This window comes from Mesorhizobium sp. L-8-10 (genome assembly GCF_016756635.1).
In the GTDB taxonomy this organism is placed as follows: domain Bacteria; phylum Pseudomonadota; class Alphaproteobacteria; order Rhizobiales; family Rhizobiaceae.
Genome location: NZ_AP023263.1, coordinates 6,035,856 through 6,057,239 on the forward strand (window position 1 = coordinate 6,035,856; position 21,384 = coordinate 6,057,239).

At 63.9% G+C, this 21,384-nt stretch carries 17 protein-coding genes; 6 read left to right on the forward strand and 11 right to left on the reverse strand.

Going from position 1 to position 21,384, the window contains the following annotated elements; all coding sequences use genetic code 11:
- Positions 1-188 precede the first annotated feature (188 nt).
- Positions 189-1,394, forward strand: coding sequence for a hypothetical protein (locus tag JN280_RS28280; RefSeq protein ID WP_202307242.1), 1,206 nt, complete (start codon positions 189-191; stop codon positions 1,392-1,394).
- A 230-nt stretch (positions 1,395-1,624) separates the two neighbouring features.
- Here JN280_RS28280 and JN280_RS28285 read toward each other — a convergent pair whose 3' ends face one another.
- The 3 genes from JN280_RS28285 to JN280_RS28295 form a co-directional block, all read right to left on the reverse strand.
- Positions 1,625-2,287 (reverse strand): pyroglutamyl-peptidase I, encoded by a 663-nt coding sequence (locus JN280_RS28285; protein ID WP_202307244.1) that lies wholly within the window; start codon positions 2,285-2,287, stop codon positions 1,625-1,627.
- 4 nt (positions 2,288-2,291) lie between these two features.
- Positions 2,292-4,082, reverse strand: coding sequence for an aspartate--tRNA ligase (aspS, locus tag JN280_RS28290; protein ID WP_202307246.1), 1,791 nt, complete (start codon positions 4,080-4,082; stop codon positions 2,292-2,294).
- Between the two features lie 202 nt (positions 4,083-4,284).
- Positions 4,285-4,701: a GNAT family N-acetyltransferase gene (locus tag JN280_RS28295; RefSeq protein WP_202307248.1), complete on the reverse strand. Its 417-nt coding sequence runs from the start codon at positions 4,699-4,701 to the stop codon at positions 4,285-4,287.
- 207 nt (positions 4,702-4,908) lie between these two features.
- Here JN280_RS28295 and JN280_RS28300 point away from each other — a divergent pair, with 207 nt between their 5' ends.
- Both JN280_RS28300 and rnd read left to right on the forward strand, forming a co-directional pair.
- Positions 4,909-6,147: an MFS transporter gene (locus JN280_RS28300; RefSeq protein WP_202307250.1), complete on the forward strand. Its 1,239-nt coding sequence runs from the start codon at positions 4,909-4,911 to the stop codon at positions 6,145-6,147.
- Positions 6,148-6,262: 115 nt separating this feature from the next.
- Positions 6,263-7,420 carry a ribonuclease D gene (gene rnd / locus JN280_RS28305; protein WP_202307252.1) on the forward strand — a complete coding sequence of 386 codons (1,158 nt, stop codon included), beginning with the start codon at positions 6,263-6,265 and terminating at the stop codon, positions 7,418-7,420.
- Positions 7,421-7,458: 38 nt separating this feature from the next.
- Here rnd and ppx read toward each other — a convergent pair whose 3' ends face one another.
- Together ppx and JN280_RS28315 are read right to left on the reverse strand one after the other, a co-directional pair.
- Entirely contained in the window at positions 7,459-8,973 is a 1,515-nt protein-coding gene (ppx, locus tag JN280_RS28310) for an exopolyphosphatase (protein ID WP_202307254.1), read from the reverse strand.
- Entirely contained in the window at positions 8,970-11,177 is a 2,208-nt protein-coding gene (locus JN280_RS28315) for an RNA degradosome polyphosphate kinase (protein ID WP_202307256.1), read from the reverse strand. The genes ppx and JN280_RS28315 overlap by 4 nt, the downstream gene beginning before the upstream one ends.
- Positions 11,178-11,351: 174 nt before the next feature.
- Between JN280_RS28315 and JN280_RS28320 the strand changes: the two genes are divergently transcribed.
- Positions 11,352-11,597: a zinc-finger domain-containing protein gene (locus JN280_RS28320; protein ID WP_202315084.1), complete on the forward strand. Its 246-nt coding sequence runs from the start codon at positions 11,352-11,354 to the stop codon at positions 11,595-11,597.
- A gap of 27 nt (positions 11,598-11,624) precedes the next feature.
- Positions 11,625-12,845 (forward strand): FAD-dependent monooxygenase, encoded by a 1,221-nt coding sequence (locus JN280_RS28325; protein WP_202307258.1) that lies wholly within the window; start codon positions 11,625-11,627, stop codon positions 12,843-12,845.
- A gap of 300 nt (positions 12,846-13,145) precedes the next feature.
- Here JN280_RS28325 and JN280_RS28330 read toward each other — a convergent pair whose 3' ends face one another.
- The 5 genes from JN280_RS28330 to JN280_RS28350 form a co-directional block, all read right to left on the reverse strand.
- Positions 13,146-13,949: an amino acid ABC transporter ATP-binding protein gene (locus JN280_RS28330; RefSeq protein WP_274609040.1), complete on the reverse strand. Its 804-nt coding sequence runs from the start codon at positions 13,947-13,949 to the stop codon at positions 13,146-13,148.
- Between the two features lie 139 nt (positions 13,950-14,088).
- Positions 14,089-15,240 (reverse strand): amino acid ABC transporter permease, encoded by a 1,152-nt coding sequence (locus tag JN280_RS28335; protein WP_202307261.1) that lies wholly within the window; start codon positions 15,238-15,240, stop codon positions 14,089-14,091.
- A gap of 6 nt (positions 15,241-15,246) precedes the next feature.
- The gene (locus JN280_RS28340) at positions 15,247-16,437 is read right to left on the reverse strand and encodes an amino acid ABC transporter permease (protein WP_202307263.1); all 1,191 of its coding nucleotides are present in this window, start codon (positions 16,435-16,437) and stop codon (positions 15,247-15,249) included.
- Between the two features lie 63 nt (positions 16,438-16,500).
- Positions 16,501-17,529, reverse strand: coding sequence for an amino acid ABC transporter substrate-binding protein (locus JN280_RS28345; protein WP_202307265.1), 1,029 nt, complete (start codon positions 17,527-17,529; stop codon positions 16,501-16,503).
- Between the two features lie 256 nt (positions 17,530-17,785).
- A complete protein-coding gene (locus JN280_RS28350; RefSeq protein ID WP_202307267.1) occupies positions 17,786-18,487 on the reverse strand; it encodes a phosphatase PAP2 family protein in 702 nt (233 codons plus the stop codon).
- A gap of 187 nt (positions 18,488-18,674) precedes the next feature.
- Here JN280_RS28350 and JN280_RS28355 point away from each other — a divergent pair, with 187 nt between their 5' ends.
- Positions 18,675-19,847 (forward strand): cystathionine beta-lyase, encoded by a 1,173-nt coding sequence (locus JN280_RS28355; RefSeq protein ID WP_202307269.1) that lies wholly within the window; start codon positions 18,675-18,677, stop codon positions 19,845-19,847.
- 587 nt (positions 19,848-20,434) lie between these two features.
- Here the strand turns inward: JN280_RS28355 and JN280_RS28360 are convergent.
- Positions 20,435-21,355, reverse strand: a complete 921-nt coding sequence (locus JN280_RS28360; protein WP_202307271.1) for a class I SAM-dependent methyltransferase — start codon at positions 21,353-21,355, stop codon at positions 20,435-20,437.
- Positions 21,356-21,384: the final 29 nt, after the last annotated feature.

Here is a 21,384-nt window from a genome sequence, read left to right on the forward strand (position 1 = left end):
GGAGCAAGATTCCAGTCGCTGCAGGGCCCTTGGGGGGCTCGCAATCATTCGTTGCCTTTCGCATGGCGCCCTCATTGCTTTTTCCGGAAAATTTTGGACAAGTGCCGCGCGAGCGTCATCTTCCGGTCAGGTTCTATCCCGACAGGGAGGCGCGGCCATTTTCTCATTTTTTGTCGAGGATACCTCCGATGCCACTTCGTCGTTCCGTACATCACAGGATTGCACTTTCCACTTTTCTGCTCGCATTTCCGATTTCTTCCGCCTTTGCCCAGGATGCGACCGCCGTCGCCGAGCGCCTGAAGGCGGCCTTCGCCAAACAGGGCGGCGAGCTGTCCTGGACCGGGGTCAGCGGCGATGCCTCCAAGATGGTGATCCAGGGCGTGACCGTGGCCGCCCCCGGCCAGCCCACCAAGGTCGCCATCGGCGACGTCACCTTGAGCGACATCACGGAAGAGAACAGCGCCTACACGATCGGCTCCGCCACGCTGCCCAACTATTCGGTGACGCAGGATGGCGCCACAATCGATATCGCCGGCATCGAGATCACGGGCCTCAAGCTTCCCGCAGAAGATTCCGCCGACCCGATGGCCGCCTTCATGATGTATGACACGGCCGACATGGAGAGCATGTCGGTGAAGATCGGCGACAAGCAGGCCTTCACCATGGACAGCGTCCATTTCGAGATCACCCCGCCCGAAGGCGGCAATGCTATGGAATTCTACGGCTCGGCCGACAGCTTCACCGCCGACCTGTCGCTGGTCGAGGACGCCGACAGCAAGAAGGTGATAGAGGCGCTCGGGTTTCAGTCGCTGAACGGCAGCTTCGAACTGGCCGGCTCCTGGCAGCCGAGCGACGGGCGGCTCGCCCTCGACCAGTACGACATCACCGTCGACAAGGCCGGTACGCTCGGCCTGACCTTCGACCTCGGCGGCTATACGCCCGATTTCATCAAGTCGATGCAGGACATGCAAAAGAATATGGCCGAGAGCGGGGGCGACGCTTCCAGCCAGGGGCTCGCCATGCTCGGACTGCTGCAGCAACTCACCTTCAACGCGACCAGCATCCGCTTCGACGACGATTCACTGACCGGCAAGGTTCTCGACTATGTCGCGGCCCAGCAGAACGCCAAGCCGGCCGACATCGCCAACCAGGCGAAAGCCCTCCTCCCCTTCATGCTGGCCACGCTCAACAATCCCGAATTCACCACGCAGGCAACTCAGGCGGTAACTGCCTATCTCGACGATCCGAGGAGCCTCCAGATTTCGGCCGAACCGTCGGCGCCTGTGCCCTTCGCCGTCATCATGGCGGGCGCCATGTCGTCCTCGCCGCAGGATCTGGTGAAGACGCTCGGCGTCTCGGTCACCGCCAATGAGGACGGCGACGACGCGCAGTAGTCGGCCCCGCCCACGAAACCTCGAAGGCCCGGTCGCGACGCCGGGCCTTTGCTTGCGAAACGCCCGGCGCCAGAGGTCGCTTGGGGCGCGTCGTCCTGCTCGGGGCTGGCGGGCCGAAACGGCATGCGGCTATCCAAGCCATACCCGCACGGCGCCGACCGAGGATCCACGGAATTCACGACTGGCTGCAAGCTCGATGCTTCGGCACCTACCTTGGGCGCCAGGTTCGGCTACGCCGTCGTACCGGTGCGCTGCGCCCCCCACGCTTCGGCACAGAGCCGGATCACGAGCAACGCACCCTCGACAAGAGTTTCCAGGTCCATGGCACCGGCCACCTCGGTGGTCTCGCCTTCCCGCAGCGGCGGCACGTGAATGAAGCCGGACATTCCGGGCGCGAATTCATCGAGCACCGGCGAACGCGAGAGGTAAAACAGGTAGTTGCAGAGATAGCCGCCGGCATCGTCCGACCAGTCCACCGGAATACCCGCGGCCGCCAATGCGACATGCAACGCGTCCAGTGGCAGCGTCGACGCAAGTACGTCGTCACCGTCGCAGATCCTGGCTGCCTCCGGAACATGGCCGGAATTGTCGGGCTTGCCGCCATAGGCATTGCGCGCCAGGCGCTCAAGCACGAAGCCTGTTGCCGCGGCGCTCAGCCCGAAATGGATCGCGATATCGGGCTGTTGTGCCGCCGCCAGACGACGAAGTGCTTCCGGCAGCTTGGCATAATCCACGTCGAGGACTACCGCCGCGACGGCACCGACCGATGCGAGTTCGGGCAGCCGGTTGCGCAATTCCGCCACCAGCCGTTCCGTCGGATTGACCGGCGCGCCGGGAAAGGCCGAGAAGCCGGTCACCAGAATGCGTGGGCGTTCCGGACCGGCGCTCGTCATCGGCTCAGTCTTCCTTCTTCTGGGCCACGACCCGAAGGCCGAGTTCGCGCAGTTGCTGCGGCGTCGCCTCTGCCGGCGCACTCATCAGCAGGTCGTAGGCCTGCTGGTTCATCGGGAACATGGTCACCTCGCGCAGGTTCTTCGCGCCGACCAGCAGCATGACCACGCGGTCGATGCCCGCGGCCATGCCGCCATGCGGCGGCGCGCCGTACTGGAAGGCGCGGTAGAGACCGCCGAAGCGCTCTTCCACGGTCTCACGCGACAGACCGACGATCTCGAAGGCCTTGACCATCGTCTCGGGCAGATGGTTCCGAATGCCGCCGGAGGCGATCTCGAAGCCGTTGCAGACCATGTCGTACTGGAACGCCTTGATCGAGAGTGGCTCCTGCCCATTGAGCGCGTCAATGCCGCCCTGCGGCATCGAGAATGGGTTGTGGCCGAAGTCGATCTTGTTCTCGTCCTCGTTCCATTCGAAGAACGGGAAATCGACGATCCAGCAGAGTTCGAACCGGTCGCGGTCGACGAGGTTCAGTTCCTCGCCGGCGCGCGTGCGCGCAGCACCTGCGAAGCTCACGAACTTCTTGGGATCGCCCGCAACGAAGAAGGCCGCGTCGCCGTCGGAGAGGCCGAGCTGGATACGGATCGCCTCGGTGCGCTCCTCGCCGATGTTCTTGGCGATCGGGCCCGCACCCTCCAGCTTCTCGCCTTCCTTGCGCCAGAAGATGTAGCCGAGGCCAGGTTGGCCTTCGCCCTGCGCCCAGCTGTTCATGCGGTCGCAGAAGGCGCGCGAACCGCCGGTCCTGGCCGGGATCGCCCAGACCTCCGCCTTCGGATCGTTGGCGAGGATGTTGGCGAAGACCTTGAAGCCCGAGCCACGGAAATGCTCCGACACGTCCTCCATCACGATCGGGTTGCGCAGATCGGGCTTGTCTGAGCCATATTTGCGCATTGCGACGTCATAGGCGATGCGCGGGAACTCCCTGGTCACCGGCTTGCCCTCGGCGAAGGTCTCGAACACGCCGCGCATGACGGGTTCCATCGTCTGGAACACATCCTCCTGCTCGACGAAGCTCATTTCGAGGTCGAGCTGGTAGAACTCGCCGGGCAGCCGGTCGGCGCGCGGATCCTCGTCGCGGAAGCAGGGTGCGATCTGGAAGTATCGATCGAAGCCCGACACCATGATCAGCTGCTTGTAGATCTGCGGCGCCTGCGGCAACGCATAGAAATTGCCGGGATGGATGCGCGACGGCACCAGGAAGTCGCGCGCGCCTTCCGGCGACGAAGCGGTGAGGATCGGCGTCGAATATTCGGTGAAACCCGCCTCGCCCATGCGGCGGCGCATTTCGGCGATGATCCTGGTGCGCGCAACGATATTCTTGTGCAGCGTGTCGCGCCTGAGGTCGAGGAAACGGTATTTGAGGCGGATGTCCTCGGGATAGTCCGGCTCGCCGAAGACCGGCAGCGGCAGTTCCTTGGCCGAGGACAGGACTTCCATGTCGCGCGCGAAGATCTCGATCTCGCCGGTTGCGAGATTGGCATTGATCGTCTCGGCCGTACGCGCCTTCACCTCGCCGTCGACGCGGATCACCCATTCGCCGCGCACCGTCTCGGCGGTCTTGAAGCAAGGCGAGTCCGGATCCGCGACGATCTGGGTGAGGCCGTAGTGATCACGCAGGTCGATGAAGAGCAGGCCGCCATGGTCGCGGACGCGATGGACCCAGCCGGACAGGCGGACGGTCTTGCCGACGTCGGATTTCTTCAGTTCGGCGCAGGTATGGCTGCGGTAACGATGCATGGACCAAAATTCCGGTTTTGCAGGATTTCACACGAACCGGCACCGCTCAGAAGCGGCCGGTCCAAAAGTGGCGCGAAAAGCGCATGGGTACCGGCTTTTGTCAAGGTGAGGACGCGCGCGAGCGCCGGGAACCGGCTCGGAGAGGATCGTGACCGGTGTCTCCCAGCCGCCGCGTCGGGCGCAAGACCGGGCCGCGGACCCTTCAAAGCGACTTCTTGAGCCACACCATCTCGTGTCCCGGCGGGAAGTCGGCGAGACGCCCGAATTCCTCGTAGCCCTGCCGCTTGTAGAAATCGGGCGCCTGAAAAGTGAACGAACCCAGGAAGGCTCCGATGCAGCCCTTCTCCCGCGCGACCTCCTCGCCCTTCTCCAGAAGCCGGCTGCCGAGACCGCTTCGCCTGCGCGCCGGACTGACCCAGAGCCAGTCGACGAACAGCCACGAATATTCGATCTTGCCTTTGAGCCCTGCCTGGACGGCGCCGGCGTCGTCGCGCGCAACCACCCACAGCGCTTCCTCGCCATATGGTCCGGCTTCGCCGGCATTATATGCGTCCAGCCCCTCGCCGATCATGTCGCCGACCTCATCGGCGACGGTGTTGCTTACCGTCAACGTTACCATCGTCTTGCTCGCGCTTTCGCAGAACGCAGCCGCTCGCCGCGTGTCGCAGCTTTGCTGGCAAGATCAGCGCACCCGGAACGGAACGATTGCGCGACGCAGGATAGTCTATTGGGACAGCTTGCGAAATGCGTCGCTCCAGGGCCGATCGTGTCGCATTGCCGGCGTCATCGCTCTATACAGGTCGACGATGCTTCGCCAACCGCTCTGATGTCCTCAATCCGCCCGCTGATCCCCCTTCTGGTCGCCGCCGGCATCCTGCTCGGCGGCAACGGGCTCCAAGGCACCCTCATCGCGCTTCGCGGCGCGCAGGAAGGCTTCTCTCCGGCCGTCATCGGCTTCATGGGAACCGCCTATTTCGGGGGGTTCCTGTTGGGCTGCCTGGCGATCACTGCGATCATGAAATCCGTTGGGCATGTGCGGTCTTTCTCGGCCCTGGCCGCGATCGCATCGGCCGGCACGCTGATGCTCATCCTGGTCATCGACCCGGTCATGTGGTCGCTCATCCGCTTCGCGACAGGCTTCTGCTTCGCCGGCCTCTTCACGATCATGGAGAGCTGGCTGAATTCCGGCGTCCGAAACGAGGATCGTGCACGCGTCCTTGCCATCTACCGGATGGTCGACATCGGCGCGGTCACGGGAAGCCAGTTTCTGATTCCCATATTCGGCGCCGACGGTTTCACCATCTTCGCCATCATGTCGATCATGATCACAGTCTCGCTCGTGCCCGTCTCGCTCGGCGACCGGTCGAACCCGGCGCCGCCGGAAAACGTGAAGCTCGATCTCGGCCGCGCCTGGCGCATCTCTCCCCTCGCGGCGATCGGCTGCATCGCAGTCGGCGTGACCAACAGCGCGTTCCGGACGCTGAGCCCGGTCTATGCCGAGCAGATCGGCATGTCGGTGACCGACGTCGTCACCTTCGTCAGCGTCGGCATCATCGGCGGGGCCATGATCCAATATCCGCTCGGCTATCTTTCCGATCGCCGGGACCGGCGCATGGTCCTGCTCGCGACAACCGGCTGCGCCATGGTGGCGGCCCTGGCGCTCGCATTCCTGGCCGGCAGCAACCCGCTCGCCAATTTCATCATCGTCTTTGTCTTCGGCTCCTTCGCGATGCCGCTCTATTCGCTCTCCGCCGCCCATGCCAACGACCGCGCCGACAAGGGCGAATTCGTGCTGGTGAACGCGGCACTCATGCTCTTTTATTCGTTCGGCGCGATTGGCGGGCCGCTGATCGCCTCGACCGTCATGCAGCGGCTGGGGCCGTCCTGGCTGTTCGTCTTCAGTGCCGTGGTCTACGCCGTCTTCATCCTGATCATCGTCTACCGCATGGGCGCGCGTCCCGGCGTCCCGGCCAGAAGCCGGAGCCGCTTCATCGCGCTGCTCAGGACATCGACCGTCTTTGCCCGGCTGGCCCGTCGGAACGGCGACGGCGACAAGGTCGAATAGCGCGCCAGAACCTCCCTCACCCGGCCAATGAGCGAGAAATGGGCCCTTGGCGGCTTGACGCAGGCGGCCCGGGCTGAAATGGAGAGACGTGATCGTTCCTGACTAAAGATTTTTCATGGAATTGATAAAAACTCAGAAAGAGCTCGAAAGCGCCATCATGGCGCTCGAAAAAGCGGAATTTGTCACCGTCGACACGGAATTCATCCGCGAAACGACGTTCTGGCCTGAGCTCTGCCTCATCCAGATGGCAGCTCCCGGCGTGAACGCGCTGGTCGATCCGCTGGCCGAAGGCATCGATCTGAAGCCGTTCTTCGAGTTGATGGCGAACGAGGCGGTGACCAAGGTCTTCCACGCCGCACGCCAGGACATAGAGATCATCTTCCATCGCGGCGGACTGATCCCGCATCCGGTCTTCGACACGCAGGTTGCCGCCATGGTCTGCGGTTTCGGCGACAGCGTCTCCTACGACCAGCTCGTGCAGAAGATCACCGGCGCGCATCTCGACAAATCCTCCCGCTTCACCGACTGGCGGCACCGGCCGCTGTCCGACAAGCAACTCACCTACGCGCTCGCAGACGTCACCCACCTGATCGACGTCTACCGGCATCTCCGGGACGAGCTGGAGCGCGAAGGCCGCGCGCACTGGCTGAACGAGGAGATGGACGTCCTCACGGCGCGCGAGACCTATGACCCGCATCCGGAGGACGCGTGGAAGCGCCTCAAGATGCGCCTGAAGAAGCCGCACGAGCTCGCGGTCGTGCAGGCGGTCGCAGCCTGGCGAGAGCGTGAGGCACGCGAACGCAACGTGCCGCGCGGCAGGGTGCTGAAGGACGACGCCATATACGAGGTTGCGCAGCAGCAGCCACGCGACGCCACGGCACTGGCGCGCCTGCGCACCACGCCGAAGGGCTGGGAACGCTCCTCTGTCGCAACAGCACTGCTTTCGGTGGTGAATGCCGCACTCGAAATTCCCAAGGAGCAGATGCCGAAGCTGCCGAAGCCCCAGCAGACGCAGGAGGGATCGAGCGCTGCGGCGGAACTCCTGAAGGTGCTGCTGCGCCTGACAGCGGAAAAGGAAGGCGTCGCCGCCAAGGTGCTCGCTTCCGGCGACGATATCGACCGCATCGCCTCGGAGGGAGAAAAGGCGGACGTAGCTGCCCTGCATGGCTGGCGGCGCGAGGTGTTCGGCGAGCAGGCGCTGCGCCTCGTGCGCGGCGAGATCGCACTCAAATTCGAGCGGCGCAGGATCGCCGTCTTCGAAACCGGAACCTGAGAGAGACCGGACCTGACGGTCCCGCCTCCCCGTGCTCGTCAATCTCCCACGACCAGTTCCAGGTTTCGGCCGGTGAGTCTCGAGAGCTGCGCGAGACGCCCGGCCGGGCGTTCGCCGTTCAAGGCGGCGTGCAAACGCGGAATGACCAGGGCCAGCCCGCCGCCGGGGCGCGTCTCCCATTTCAGCGTCGGGATGACGCCTGGCATGGAGGCCGAAAAAAGATAGACGACCCGGAGCACCGCGCCCAGCAGCCGCGCCCGTTCAAGAAGGCGCGGCGTCGCCAGCGCCCGCATCTGCGGCGAGATGGCCTCGTCGAACACGCCCTCGTGGCGGAACATGTTGGCGAGCGCGATGAAGGCGCGGCCGGGGTGGTCAACCCCGATGAAGGACGCATGCGCGATGATGTTGAGCGACTGGGTGCCGCGATATTCAGGATGGGCGCGCCAGCCGATGTCGGCCAGCAGGCAGGCGGCGCGCCGGTAGCGCGCCTCGTCCTCGGTCTCGTCGACGCCGAAGGCCTGGAAGGCAGAGCCGGTCCACTCCGCGAGTTCATGCGCGTGGTTGACCGAGCGCGCCCGCAGCAAAGCCAGTTCCTCCGATGCGGAGATCAGCGGATCACTGCGCTGCTCTCCCGGTGACAGCAGGGAATAGAGGAAACCCTCGCGCACGCCCAGTGCGGAGATGATGATCTTCGACGGCTTCTGCGCGGCGATGATTTCCTGCAACACGGCCGCGCCATAGGGCAGAAGCGCACGACGGCTCTTCGAGACACGCTCGATGCCCCTGATCTTATCGAGATCGCCGCGCACGACCTGCTTCAGGAAGGTGGCCGAGCTCTCCACGCCCATCTCATAGTGGTGCATGACTGCAAGCGGATAGTCGATCGTGTTCATGTGCAGCCGGGCTAGGTTTCGCCAGGTGCCGCCGACCGCGTAGAAGGGCCTGCCCTGCCCGGCCTCCAGCAATTTCGCGCGGGTGAGTTCCTTGCGCGCGATGCGCGTCGCCGTGGCCGGGGAACTCTTCGACATGTCCTGCAGGCGCAGACCGCCGAGCGGCAAGGTAATGCCGTCGCCGATCGTCTCGCCTGATATGTCGACCAGTTCCAGGCTGCCGCCGCCGAGGTCGCCGGCGATCCCGTTTGCCGGGTGGAAACCGGAGATGACGCCCAGCGCCGAGTAATAAGCCTCCTCCCGTCCGCTGAGCACACGGATCTGCGTGCCCAGGATCTCTTCGGCCCGATGGATGAAGTCCATTCCGTTCTGTGCTTCGCGTGCGGCGGCCGTGGCGATCACAAAAAACTGCTCGGCGCCGGCCTGCTCGGAAAGGGCGCGAAAGCGGCGGAACTCCTCGACCGCTCGCTTCACGGCATCGGGATCGAGCTTTCCGGTCGTGACGATGCCGCGGCCGAGCCCGGCCAGCATCTTCTCGTTGAACAGGATGGTCGGCGAGCGTGCGATGCCCTCATAGATGACCAGGCGAATCGAATTGGAGCCGATATCTATGATGGATAGCGGCCGACGGTCCTGGAGCCGGCCCTGGGAATTTCCGATCATGCTTTGACGGCTGCGTTCGCTTTCTTCTGACGCTTGAACTGCGCGATGCGTTTGGGAGCATGGGACTTCAGCGCTCCGCCACGGCCGGACAGGCTCGGATTCGTCATGAAATATTCCTGCGCGTTGAACGGTTCCTCGCCTTCGTCCGGCACGACCCGGCGCGAGGTTCCGTCAGGCAATACTTCGAAACTTTGCTGATTGTCCATGATGTTTCCGAGCATGATCTGGCCCAGCACCTGCTCATGCACAGTCGGATTGGTGATCGGCACCAGCGTCTCGACCCGCCGGTCGAGATTGCGCGGCATCATGTCGGCCGAGCTGATATAGACGATGGCCTCGTCGGACGGCAGCCCATGACCGTTGCCGAAGCAATAGATGCGGCTGTGCTCGAGGAAACGGCCGACAATCGACTTGACCCGGATGTTCTCCGAAAGACCGGGCACCTGCGGCCGCAGACAGCATATGCCGCGCACCACCAGATCGATCTCCACGCCTGCGCTGCTCGCCTCGTAAAGAGCGTCGATCACGATCGGATCGACCAGGGAGTTCATCTTCATCCAGATGCGCGCGGGCCGCCCCTCCCGAACATGGCGCACCTCGTCGGCGACGTGGCCGAGGATTCGGCTCCTCAGCGTGTAGGGGGAGATGGCGAGCCGCATCTCCTGGGCAGGCTCGGCATAGCCGGTGATGAAATTGAAGATCTGCGCAACGTCGCGCGCAATCGTCGGATCGCAGGTGAAATAGGAAAGGTCGGTATAGATGCGGGCCGTGATCGGGTGATAGTTGCCGGTGCCGAGATGCACATAGTTGCGCAGCTTCTGGTCCTCGCGGCGGACGACCAGCGACATCTTGGCATGCGTCTTCAGCTCGATGAAGCCGAAAACCACCTGGACGCCGGCGCGTTCCAGGTCTCGCGCCCAGCGGATATTCGCCTCTTCGTCGAAGCGGGCCTTCAACTCCACCAGCGCCGTCACCGACTTCCCAGCCTCGGCGGCATCGATGAGAGCACGCACGATCGGGCTGTCGTTCGAGGTGCGATAGAGCGTCTGCTTGATGGCGACCACCTCCGGATCGGCCGCCGCCTGGCGCAGGAACTGCACGACGACGTCGAAGGACTCATAGGGATGGTGGACGACAATGTCCTTCTCGCGGACCGCCGCGAAACAATCGCCGCCATGCTCGCGGATGCGTTCGGGAAAGCGCGGATTGTAGGGCTTGAACTTGAGGTCGTCGCGGGCGACCGCCACGATTTCTGAGATCTGGTTCACCGCCAGCGGTCCCGTGAGCACGCTGATGCGCCCCGACGAGACCCCGAGTTCGCCGGCCACGAAGTCGCGCAGCACGTCGGGCATCACGCTGTCGAACTCGATGCGGATGACCGAGCCGCGGCGCCGGCGCTTCAGCGCCGTCTCGAACAGGCGAACCAGATCCTCGGCCTCTTCCTCGACCTCGATATCGCTGTCGCGAATGATGCGGAACGTGCCCGAGCCCTTCACCTCGTAACCGGGGAAGAGCTTGCCGATGAACAGGTTGACCGTCTCCTCCAGCGTGATGAAGCGCACTGCGGACTTGCGGTCGGGCAGGCGGATGAAGCGCCTGAGCGCCACGGGAAGGCGCAGCAGTGCCGTCATCTCCTCGCCGTTCTTCAAATGCCGCAGTTGCAAGGCGATCGAGAAGCCGAGATTGGGAATGAAGGGGAAGGGATGCGCCGGATCGATCGACAGCGGCGTGAGCACGGGGAAGACGGAATCGAGGAAATGTTCCTCGAGCCACGCCTTGTCGTCGCGGCTCAACGCATCGGCACCGATGCTCTGGATGCCCTCGCTCTTGAGCAGGTCCATCAGCTTCGAGAGGATCTTCTGCTGGTCCTCCTGCAGCCGTTCGACCTCGCGCAGCACCTGGTCGAGCTGCTGTTCGGGCGTTCGCCCGTCCGGGCTCTTCATGGCGATGCCTTCGCGCACCTGCCCGGCGAGCCCCGCCACGCGCACCATGAAGAACTCATCCAGATTGGCGGCTGATATCGATAGGAACCGCACCCTTTCGAGAAGCGGATGGCTCGCGTTCTGCGCCTGTTCCAGGACACGGCGATTGAACTGGAGCCAGGAGAACTCGCGGTTCACGAAACGGTCCGGATTGCCTTCGGGGCCGCCCGGAGCTGCTGCGACGGTGACGAACTCGGTCTGGATAGGCTTCAATTCGGTCATCTGACGTGGTTCCCCTCGCCGGCTTTCCGCAAGCCGGCTGACTTCAAGAGCAATCTATCTCCTGACAGTGTTTTGCGACAGTTTGATTTCATGCCGCTTGCATTGGATGCTCATATGATACAAACCGGCGGCGATTTCGTGATCGCCCGCAGCGATCATTCCGGAGGTTTTTCCATGGCCGGTGGCTCAATCCCACATTTCCAGAACGATGCCGGGCATCCGGTCATCACGATCGGCGTCAGGGAGTTCATGTGCGTGGGGGCCGACGCGCCCTTCGACCACCCGCATGTGTTCCTCGACATGGGCAGCGACGCGGAAAAGGTCTGCCCCTATTGTTCGACGCTGTTCCGCTACGACCCGTCCTTGAAGGCGAACGAAACCCGTCCGGAAGGCTGCATCTACATCGAACGTGCCGCCTGACCAGGCGGACCGTCGGCCGATACGGCGATGACGGGGCAAGCCAGGCGGATCATCGTCGCGGGGGCGGGTATAGCCGGCCTGACCGCGGCGCTCGCCTTCGCGGCTCGGGGCTGCTTCGTCGAGATTTATGAACGCGCGCCGCGCCTCGAAGAGGCCGGCGCCGGACTTCAGCTTTCGCCGAATGCGACGCGCATCCTTGCATCGCTCGGCGTTATCGATGCCCTGAGCCCCTTGGCCGTGCGGCCCGAAGCGGTGGTTCTGCGCGATGCGCGCACTCTGCGCGAAGTGACCCGGGTTCCGCTCGGAGGCGGCGCGGAACGGCGCTGGGGCGCCCCCTATCTCGTCGCCCACCGCGCCGACCTGCAGGGCGCCTTGCTGGCGCGCCTGCGGAGCAACGACAACATCAAGCTCGCGACCGGCGCCGTCGTCAGTGGCTTCGCGTCCCGGCCGGACGGCGTCACCGTCGCTGTCGAACGGGGCGGCACGACCGAAGAGATTTCGGGCGAATTGCTCGTCGGAGCCGACGGCGTCTGGTCCTCGATCCGCGAACTCACCGGGGCGAACGGCAAGAGCCGGTTCGCCGGAGACGTGGCCTGGCGCAGCACTCTGCGCGCGGAAAGCCCCGCCGGCCGCGCCTTCCAGTCGATCGCGCGCTCCGACGTTGTGACGGCCTTCATGCACCGTTCCGTCCACCTGATCGCCTATCCCGTCCGCGGCGGTAGCGCCGTCAACCTCGTCGCGCTCGCAAAGGGCCAGGCTTTTGCAAAGATCCGCCCGGAAGCCGCAGACCCCGACGGGCTCGCGGCAGCCTTGCGCGGCACCGCCCCCGGCATAGCTCGGCTGGCGCAGGAGGCCGGTCCCTGGACCTTGTGGCCGCTTCATACCGTTGCCCCTGCTGCGCAGTGGACAGCCGCCGGCCGGGTGGTCCTGATCGGTGACGCGGCGCACGCCATGACACCCTTCGCCGCTCAGGGTGCCGCAATGGCAATCGAAGATGCCGCAACGCTCGCGGCCTTCGTCGCGGCCGCGCCCGCCGATATGGGCGGGGCATTGGCGCGATACGAGGCGATCCGCCGCCCCCGCATCGCGCAGGTTTCGAAGCGCGGCGCGCTCAATCGCTTCACCTGGCATGCCTCGGGACCGGTCGCCCTCGCCCGCAATCTCGTCCTGGCGGTGCTTCCCGGCGCGAAGCTCGCAGCCGATCTCGACTGGCTCTATGGCTGGACGGTCCCAGAAGCGGAGAGTTAGCCGTCAGGCGTCTGCCGGGCCCCGATCGTGCGGAGCGAGCTATGTAGAGGGCCATAGGAAGCGGGTCGATGAGAAATCACACCGACTGCAGAATAGCCCAGCGTGTCGTCCGAGCCTTCGGTTGTGCATGCATGGGCAGCAAGCAACTTGAGACGACGGAGGCGCCGACGGGATCGGCGCTTCCGTGGGGGCGACGCCTACCGCTTCGGCTCGAAAACCGTATTCGATTTTCGGGAAGCACGATGCGTCGGCTCAAAGTGATGGAGCGTCCCTTGCGCGTCCGAATGGACGCGCGGCGCCCTAATGCAGGATCTGGCTGAGGAACAGCTTGGTCCGCTCGTGCTTGGGATGGTCGAAGAACTCGGCCGGCGTGTTCTGTTCGACGATCTGCCCGGCATCCATGAAGATCACGCGATTGGCGACCTTTTTGGCGAAACCCATCTCGTGGGTGACGCACAGCATGGTCATGCCTTCCTCCGCCAGCCCTACCATCGTCTCGAGCACTTCCTTGATCATCTCGGGATCGAGCGCCGAAGTCGGTTCGTCGAACAGCATGATGCGCGGGTTCATGCAGAGCGAGCGGGCGATCGCGACGCGCTGCTGCTGGCCGCCCGACAACTGGCCCGGATATTTGTTGGCCTGCTCGGGAATCTTCACCCGCGTGAGGAAGTGCATCGCGATCTCCTCGGCCTGCTTCCTCGGCATCTTGCGCACCCAGATCGGCGCCAGCGTGCAATTCTCCAGGATCGTCAGATGCGGGAAGAGGTTGAAGTGCTGAAACACCATACCGACCTCGCGGCGGATCTCGTCGATCTTCTTGAGATCGTTGGTCAATTCCTTGCCGTCGACGACGATCTTTCCCTTCTGGTGCTCCTCCAGGCGGTTGATGCAGCGGATCAGCGTCGATTTGCCCGAGCCGGAAGGTCCGCAGATGACGATGCGCTCGCCGCGCATCACCGTCAGGTTGATGTCCTTCAGGACGTGGAACTCGCCGTACCATTTGTGCATGCCGTCGATCTCGACCGCTACCTCCGTGTCGGATATGTGCATCTTGGAGCCGTCAACCCGGATGTCGTCGGCGCTTACTGCGTTTTCGGTGGCCATCGATGGTTCCCTTTTCGTGGCTCGTTATTGTCGCTGCGTCACCGAAGCGCCACGCATCGGGGGACGCTTCGACCTTTCGTTTCCACGCATCGGCTTTTCCCGGGCCCTGATGCGGCCGCCGGACCGGCGCGTTGGTCCATTATCTACGATAGCCGGTATCGAGCCGTTTCTCCATGAAGATCGAGTAGCGGGACATGCCGAAACAGAAAATCCAGAAAATGAAGCCGGCAAAGACGAGCCCCGTCATCGGCGTCTGCGCCGACGCCCATGTGGCGTCGGAGAAGCTCTGCCGCACGATGCCCAGCAGGTCGAACATGCCGATGATCGACACCAGGCTGGTGTCCTTGAAAAGGCCGATGAAGGTGTTGACGATACCCGGGATGACGAGCTTCAGTGCCTGGGGCAACACGATCAGCCCCATCTTCTGCCAGTAGCCGAGCCCGAGCGAATCAGCCCCCTCATATTGTCCCTTGGGGATCGCCTGCAGGCCGCCGCGGACCACCTCGGCCATGTAGGCCGAGGCGAACAGCGCCACACCGATCAAGGCGCGCAGCAGCTTGTCGAAAGTCGTGCCCGGCGGCAGGAAGAGCGGCAGCATCACGCTCGCCATGAACAGCACCGTGACCAGCGGCACGCCGCGAACGGTCTCGATGAAGACGACGCTGAGTATCTTCACGACGGGCAGCTTCGACCGCCGGCCGAGGGCGAGAAGAACGCCGAGCGGCAGCGAGACCGAGATGCCGACATAGGACAGAACCAGCGTGACCAGCAGGCCGCCCCAGAGCGCGGTCTCGACATGGCGGAGCCCGAACCAGCCTCCGACGAGCAGGACGAAGGCCACGATCGGGAACAGGCCGAAGAAAAGGATCGCGTTCAGCCCCTTGCGTGGAACACGCGGGATGAGCAGCGGCACCAGCAGCGCCACGAACATGATGCCGACCAGGATCACCCGCCAGCGCTCCTCGGACGGGTAGCGGCCGAACATGAACTGCAGGAACTTGGCCTTTACGAACGGCCAGCAGGCCCCGGACCAACCGTCGGGCTGCAGGCCGCCCTGGGCGACGGTGGCGCAGAAGGTCCGGTCCGTACCGGTCCATGCCGCGTCGAACAGCGCCCAACTGAGGAAGGGCGGCAGAATGATCGCAACGAGCACGAGCCCGAGCAATGTGAGCACCGTGTCGGCGGGCGAGGCGAACAGGTTCCTGCGCGCCCAGGCGACCAGTCCGGCCTCGTCCCGAGGCGGTTTTTCGATTGCCGCCATCTCCGTGCGGACGTAGGAGACTTCACGCATCGTCTTCTACCTTTCCACAAGGGCCATCTTGGCGTTGAACCAGTTCATGAAGGCCGATGTCACCAGGCTGAGGCCGAGATAGACCATCATCCATATCGCCACGATCTCGATCGACTGGCCGCTCTGGTTGAGGATCGTTCCGCCGATGGCGACGAGATCGGCATAACCCACCGCGACCGCCAGCGACGAATTCTTGGTGAGATTCAGATACTGGCTCGTCAGCGGCGGAATGATAATGCGCAGCGCCTGGGGCACGATCACCAGGCGAAGCGTCGAACGCGGACGCAGGCCCAGCGCTGCGGCCGCCTCCGATTGTCCACGGCTCACGCCCAATATGCCGGCGCGCACGATCTCGGCGATGAAGGAGGCGGTGTAGAAGGAGAGCGCCAGATAAAGTGCGATGAACTCCGGCTTGATCTGGAGGCCGCCGGTGAGATTGAAGGTCGACTGTGTCGGGAATTCGAAGGTGAGCGGGAAGCCGCTGGCGGCGAAAGCGAGCAGCGGCAGGCCGATCAAAAGGCCCAGCGAGGTCCACAATACCGGAAACTGCTGGCCGCTCGCCATCTGGCGGGCCCGCGCTGCGCGCGCCACGAACCAGGACATGGCGATCGCCAGCAGGAATCCGACGCCCACGAGCCAAGCGTTGTCGCCCCAGATCATCCTGGGCGTGAAGAGTCCGCGGCTGTTCAGGTAAGTGCCGAAAGGCAGCTCGATGCTTTCGCGCGGCAGCGGCAGCACCGAAAGCACCCCCAGATACCAGAAGAAGATGACCAGCAGCGGCGGGATGTTGCGGAAGACTTCCACATAGACCGTGCAGATCTTGCGGATGAGCCAGTTCTTCGAAAGCCGGCCGATGCCGACCAGGAAACCGATGATCGATGCCGTGACGATTCCGGTGACCGCCACAAGGAGGGTGTTGAGGAGCCCGACCAACAGGGCCCGCCCATAGGTCGAATCGGAAGAATATTCGATCAGGCTCTGGCTTACGTCGAAGCCGGCGCGGCCCGAGAGAAACCCGAAACCGGAGGCGATGTTGGCACGCCGCAGATTCTCGACGGTGTTGCCGATGATCCAGTAGATGAGAGCGACCAGGACGATGAAGACGACAGCCTGGTAGAAGATCCCGCGGACCTTGGGGTCGTTGAGGAACGACGCCCGTGCCGGGGCAGTGTGACGGATTGTTTCCTGAGACGCCATCTATCCTCCTTCGATCCGAAGACCGGAAGGCGGGACACCCGCCTTCCGGAGGCGGTCATGCCGTCAGCGGATCGGCGGCGCGTATTGCAGCCCTCCCTTCGACCACTGCGCATTGATGCCGCGCGCGATCTTCAGCGGGCTGGCCGCGCCGATGTTGCGTTCGAAGACCTCGCCGTAATTGCCTACGCCCTTGACGATGTTGACGACCCAGTCGTTGCCCAGGCCGAGGTCGGTGCCGATCTTGGTGTCGGCTTCCTCGCCGAGCACCCGCTTCACCTCGGGGCTGCCGCTGGTCTTCATCTCTTCGACATTGGCCTGGGTGATGCCGAGCTCTTCCGCCGTCAGAAGTGCGAAATGCACCCACTTGATGACGTCGAACCACTGGTCGTCGCCCTGGCGGACCGCCGGCCCGAGCGGCTCCTTGGAGATGATCTCGGGAAGCACGACGTGGTCATCCGGCGAGGCGAGCGTCAGGCGGATGGCGTAGAGGCCGGACTGGTCGGTGGTATAGACGTCGCAACGGCCGGAATCATAAGCCGCGTTGACCTCTTCCAGCTTCTCGAAGACGACCGGGTTGTATTCCATCTTGTTCGCCTTGAAGTAATCGGCGAGGTTGAGCTCGGTCGTGGTGCCGGCCTGCACGCAGACCGAGGCGCCCGAAAGCTGCAGCGCGGAATTCACGCCCGGCAGTTTCTTGGCGTTGATCATGAAGCCCTGGCCGTCAAAATAGTTGACGCCCGTGAAGTTGAAACCGAGCGCCGTGTCGCGGCTGATCGTCCAGGTCGTGTTGCGGATCAGAACGTCGATCTCGCCCGACTGAAGAGCCGTGAAGCGCTCCTTCGCGGTGGTCGGTGTGTATTTCACCTTGGTCGGATCACCGAAGATCGCAGCGGCGACCGCCTTGCAATAATCGACGTCGAAGCCCGACCATTCACCCTTGTCGTTCGGCGCGGCAAACCCGGAAAGACCAGTGTTCACTCCGCATTGCACGAAGCCCTTGGCCTTCACGTCGTCAAGCGTGGCGGCGGAGGCCACCGAAGCGGTCAGCGCCAGCGCTGCAACGCCCAGCATGCCTGTCAGTGCGTTCTTCATACCCACAACCCTCTTCTGTTTTCCAGGATCCAGCCCTGCCTTTTGCGGTGCGGAGACATCATCCTGCTCCGGTCTCTCCCGGAACATGCATGACAGAGCGTCACCAACGCTCTTCCTCCCGCTCCAAATTCTATCGAAGGCGATTATTCGACGCTGGTCAAGTACGAATGGCCGGGCTGGCCCAATCGCGGCAAGCAGTCCAAAGAAACTGTTGTCCCGCGAGGGCTTGGGAGCTTGGCGGCAATGAGCCGGCAAGCTATTTTCGCGCCGCCCGACCGATGACGCTGGGGAACATTTTGCCTTGCTGCAGGCGGAAGACGACACCTCGCGTGGCGAGGAAGCGCGCGAGCACGATGGCGCAGGTCAGTCCGAACAGGAAGCCCGTCATCACGTCCGACGGATAGTGGGACAGCGACGCCACCCGCGTCGAGGCGACGAAAAGCCCAGCCGCCGCGAAAAGCCAGGTCAGGCGCGGGTACCAGAGCATCAATATTCCCGCTACCGCGCCCACGGTCGTGGAGTGGCCCGAGGGAAAGCTTGCGAACGCATAGCCGAAGGAGAGCGGGTCGAAGTGATAAGCGCCGTGCTGCTCGAAAAGCACCGGTCGCGCGCGGCCGAACAGCACCTTCAGCACATTGACCAGGATGCCCGGGATGGCCACCGCGGCGAAGCTGAAACCGGCCTGCCCGAAGACCCGGGCGAGCCGCGCCCTGCCCCGGAACCCGGCCCGCGTCCAATCGGCAAAGCCGACACCGAGAAAGATGGCCGCAGCGGGGATTAGATACCAGTGCGAGCGGCCAAGATCGGTGATTGCGGCCATCCAACCGATGAACGGCGCCCGGCTCGTGCGCACATGGCCAACTACCCACGCATCCGTCAGGGCGGCCGCGCCGGCAAGCGCAAGACCGACCACCACCATGAAGGTCAGCTCGCGCGTCCAGATCGATCCGCCCCGCATGTTCGGCCGATGCCAAAGCCGGTCGTTCGCTCCGCCGAACGCCGCCGCGAGGCGCTGGTGCGGCCGCAACGCCGGCGCCGCTGCCCGAGACGTCTCGCGCTGGCCAAGCGGATCGCGATCGCCGGACGGTTGCGAAGGCTCGGCCGGGCCCTTATGCGTAGCTTCTTTTCTGGACAGGCTTGATCTCATGGCAAAGAGCGACATTGGCGGCAAGGGCATCAATACGCGCCTCGCCCACATTGGCAACGATCCACACTCCTATTTCGGATTTGTCAATCCGCCTGTCGTGCATGCTTCGACGGTATTGTTCCCGGATGCCGCAACGCTGGCGGACAGGAATCAGAAATACACCTACGGCACCCGTGGCACGCCGACATCCGACGCATTGGCCAATGCGATGGACGAACTCGAGGGATCGGTCGGCACCATCATCGTCCCGTCCGGACTCGCCGCCGTCGTCGTCCCACTGCTGGCCTTCCTGTCGGCAGGCGATCACGTGCTGATCACGGACTCCGTCTACTCACCGACCCGCAACTTCGCCGACTCCATGCTCAAGCGGCTCGGCATCGACGTCGAATACTACGATCCGCTGGTCGGGGCCGGCATCGCAGCACTGTTCAAGCCCAACACCAAGGTCGTCTTCACCGAATCGCCCGGCTCGAACACCTTCGAGATGCAGGACATCCCGGCGATCGCGACGGCCGCCCACGCCATCGGGGCAGTCGTCATGACCGACAACACCTGGGCGACGCCGCTCTATTTCAGGGCGCTCGATTTCGGTGCCGACGTCACCATCCATGCGGCCACGAAATATCCGGCCGGCCATTCCGACGTGCTGCTTGGCACAGTCTCGGCCAACGCCGCCTGCTGGGAGCGGCTGCACGAAACCTTTCTGACGCTCGGCTGCTGCGCGTCGCCCGACGACGTCTATCAGGTCCTCCGCGGCCTGCGCACAATGGGCGTACGGCTGGAACATCATCGCAGGAGCGCGCTCGACATCGCACGCTGGCTGGAAGGCAGGACGGAAGTGGCCCGCGTGCTGCATCCTGCGCTGGAAAGCCACCCCGGCCATGCGCTCTGGAAACGCGACTTCTCGGGGTCGAGCGGTGTTTTCTCCCTGGTTCTGCGTGGCGGCGGAAAGAAGCAGGCGCATGCCTTCCTCGACGCGTTGCAGATATTCGGCCTGGGCTATTCGTGGGGCGGTTTCGAGAGCCTCGCCGTTCCCGTCTACCTCGGCGACCGCATCGTCGCCAAGGGCCCGACCGAAGGGCCGGTGATCCGCCTTCAGATCGGGTTAGAGGACATCGAGGACCTGAAGGAGGACATCTCTCGCGGACTGGCCGCCGTGCAGAACGTGTAGCGCCCCGGGGACGTGCAACGCCCCGGGGACGTGCAACGCCCCGGGGACGTGCAACGCCCCGGGATCAGTAGCCGATCATTCCGGAGAAGGCAGCCGCGACAATCAGCGACACGCAGACCAGGACCAGCGGCGCAATGGCATTGTCGGTGTTCATCATCGTCGTCCTCCTGCGGGCGAAGCGCCCGCACCATGCCTCCCGCCACATCCCGCACGACGCGCTCACCCCGGCGCGAACCGTCGGGCGACCCTAACCTGTGTTACCTGAGATGTTGCAATAGACGGCACGGAAATTGGCTGAATTACGGCAACGGCGACGATTTCGCCACGCTTTCGCCAAATGTCTTTCCGGCGTTCCGTCGCGAACAGGACGCCGGAGTGCTTGTCTCGAGGCGCGGTATCATACCGGCAGGCCTGGAGGCTGACCCATCCATGCGGGCTTGATGCCAACGCGCCCAGTGGGTGGATGCTCTGCATACCCACCCGACCTCAATCACGGGCGCGGCCCATCCGGGGCCGCTTGGCTTGCGCGCCAACGGGCGTGACCCGCGGTCTCGCTCTTCACCGTTCGATCCTATCGACCGGTGGTATCAGTCGGCTCTGCCGGCGACGAAGACACAGGAAATGGTCAGCTTCTTCCTGCGCGCCGCGTCCAGCGTCTGGTTGGTCGCGGGAAAGAACGCCCTATCGATGATCCGGAAACCGGCGTCGACGACGAACCGCTCCAATTCCTCCGGAGTTTCAGCATTGAACAGATGATCCGGCGCGGGGCTGTTGATCGGCATGTTCAGAAACAGCCGACCTTCGGGCGCCAGCAGCGAACGCACCAGGGCCAGCGTCTCGGCCGGCTTCTCCATATGCTCGAGAACCTCGCTGAAGACCAGGCTATCGAACGAACCGACGGGGCCCCTGAACAGGTCCCGCAATTCCAGCGCCGGCTGTTCGGCGAGGCCGAGCCTGCGCAATGCTTTCGCCGTCATGGCGATCGAGGCATCCGAGATGTCCCAGGCCGAGACCTTGCCGGCGCGCGGATCGGCAGCCGCGAAATAGAGGAAGAGGCCGTGCCCCGGACCGATTTCGAGATGTGAATAGCCCTCGGTATTCGAAGCCAGGAAGCTCGTGCGGTAGAACTCCATCGCCCTGGTATGATTGCTCCACCACAGCTGCGTCATCAGCAGGCCGTTCATGTAGCGGGTCATATACTCCTTGTTGGAGTAGACGTCGCGATAGGCCTCTTCGAAGGTGTTCAGCCGATAGCGCCCGTGCCGCCGGAAATGGAGTTCCTCGTTCACCTGCTGGCTGCACAGCCAGACGTAGTCCTCGACATGTTCTTCGAGTTCGTCGCCGACGAGCCTGGCAATATGTCCGGCAAATTCGTCAAGACTGGCAGCCTGCGCATCGTCCATCGTTTCGAAACGGCGCCTGAAGAATTTCTCGTGAGCCGGAGCGGCGGCGAGCTGAGTCTCCAGTAGCGCCTTCAGGACCGGGTAGCGCGCATCGATCCGCTGCATTGACTTCGCGCTCCGCCGGGTTCGATCAG

Coding starts and splice junctions, on each gene's coding strand:
- JN280_RS28350 (WP_202307267.1), bottom strand. CDS start 18,487: ATGCGGGGCGGATCGATCTGGACGCGCGAGCTGACCTTCATGGTGGTG.
- JN280_RS28360 (WP_202307271.1), bottom strand. CDS start 21,355: ATGCAGCGGATCGATGCGCGCTACCCGGTCCTGAAGGCGCTACTGGAG.
- JN280_RS28320 (WP_202315084.1), top strand. CDS start 11,352: ATGGCCGGTGGCTCAATCCCACATTTCCAGAACGATGCCGGGCATCCG.
- aspS (WP_202307246.1), bottom strand. CDS start 4,082: ATGCATCGTTACCGCAGCCATACCTGCGCCGAACTGAAGAAATCCGAC.
- JN280_RS28345 (WP_202307265.1), bottom strand. CDS start 17,529: ATGAAGAACGCACTGACAGGCATGCTGGGCGTTGCAGCGCTGGCGCTG.
- JN280_RS28300 (WP_202307250.1), top strand. CDS start 4,909: ATGTCCTCAATCCGCCCGCTGATCCCCCTTCTGGTCGCCGCCGGCATC.
- JN280_RS28280 (WP_202307242.1), top strand. CDS start 189: ATGCCACTTCGTCGTTCCGTACATCACAGGATTGCACTTTCCACTTTT.
- JN280_RS28325 (WP_202307258.1), top strand. CDS start 11,625: ATGACGGGGCAAGCCAGGCGGATCATCGTCGCGGGGGCGGGTATAGCC.
- JN280_RS28355 (WP_202307269.1), top strand. CDS start 18,675: ATGGCAAAGAGCGACATTGGCGGCAAGGGCATCAATACGCGCCTCGCC.
- JN280_RS28330 (WP_274609040.1), bottom strand. CDS start 13,949: ATGGCCACCGAAAACGCAGTAAGCGCCGACGACATCCGGGTTGACGGC.
- JN280_RS28285 (WP_202307244.1), bottom strand. CDS start 2,287: ATGACGAGCGCCGGTCCGGAACGCCCACGCATTCTGGTGACCGGCTTC.
- rnd (WP_202307252.1), top strand. CDS start 6,263: ATGGAATTGATAAAAACTCAGAAAGAGCTCGAAAGCGCCATCATGGCG.
- JN280_RS28295 (WP_202307248.1), bottom strand. CDS start 4,701: ATGGTAACGTTGACGGTAAGCAACACCGTCGCCGATGAGGTCGGCGAC.
- JN280_RS28335 (WP_202307261.1), bottom strand. CDS start 15,240: ATGCGTGAAGTCTCCTACGTCCGCACGGAGATGGCGGCAATCGAAAAA.
- JN280_RS28315 (WP_202307256.1), bottom strand. CDS start 11,177: ATGACCGAATTGAAGCCTATCCAGACCGAGTTCGTCACCGTCGCAGCA.
- JN280_RS28340 (WP_202307263.1), bottom strand. CDS start 16,437: ATGGCGTCTCAGGAAACAATCCGTCACACTGCCCCGGCACGGGCGTCG.
- ppx (WP_202307254.1), bottom strand. CDS start 8,973: ATGATCGGAAATTCCCAGGGCCGGCTCCAGGACCGTCGGCCGCTATCC.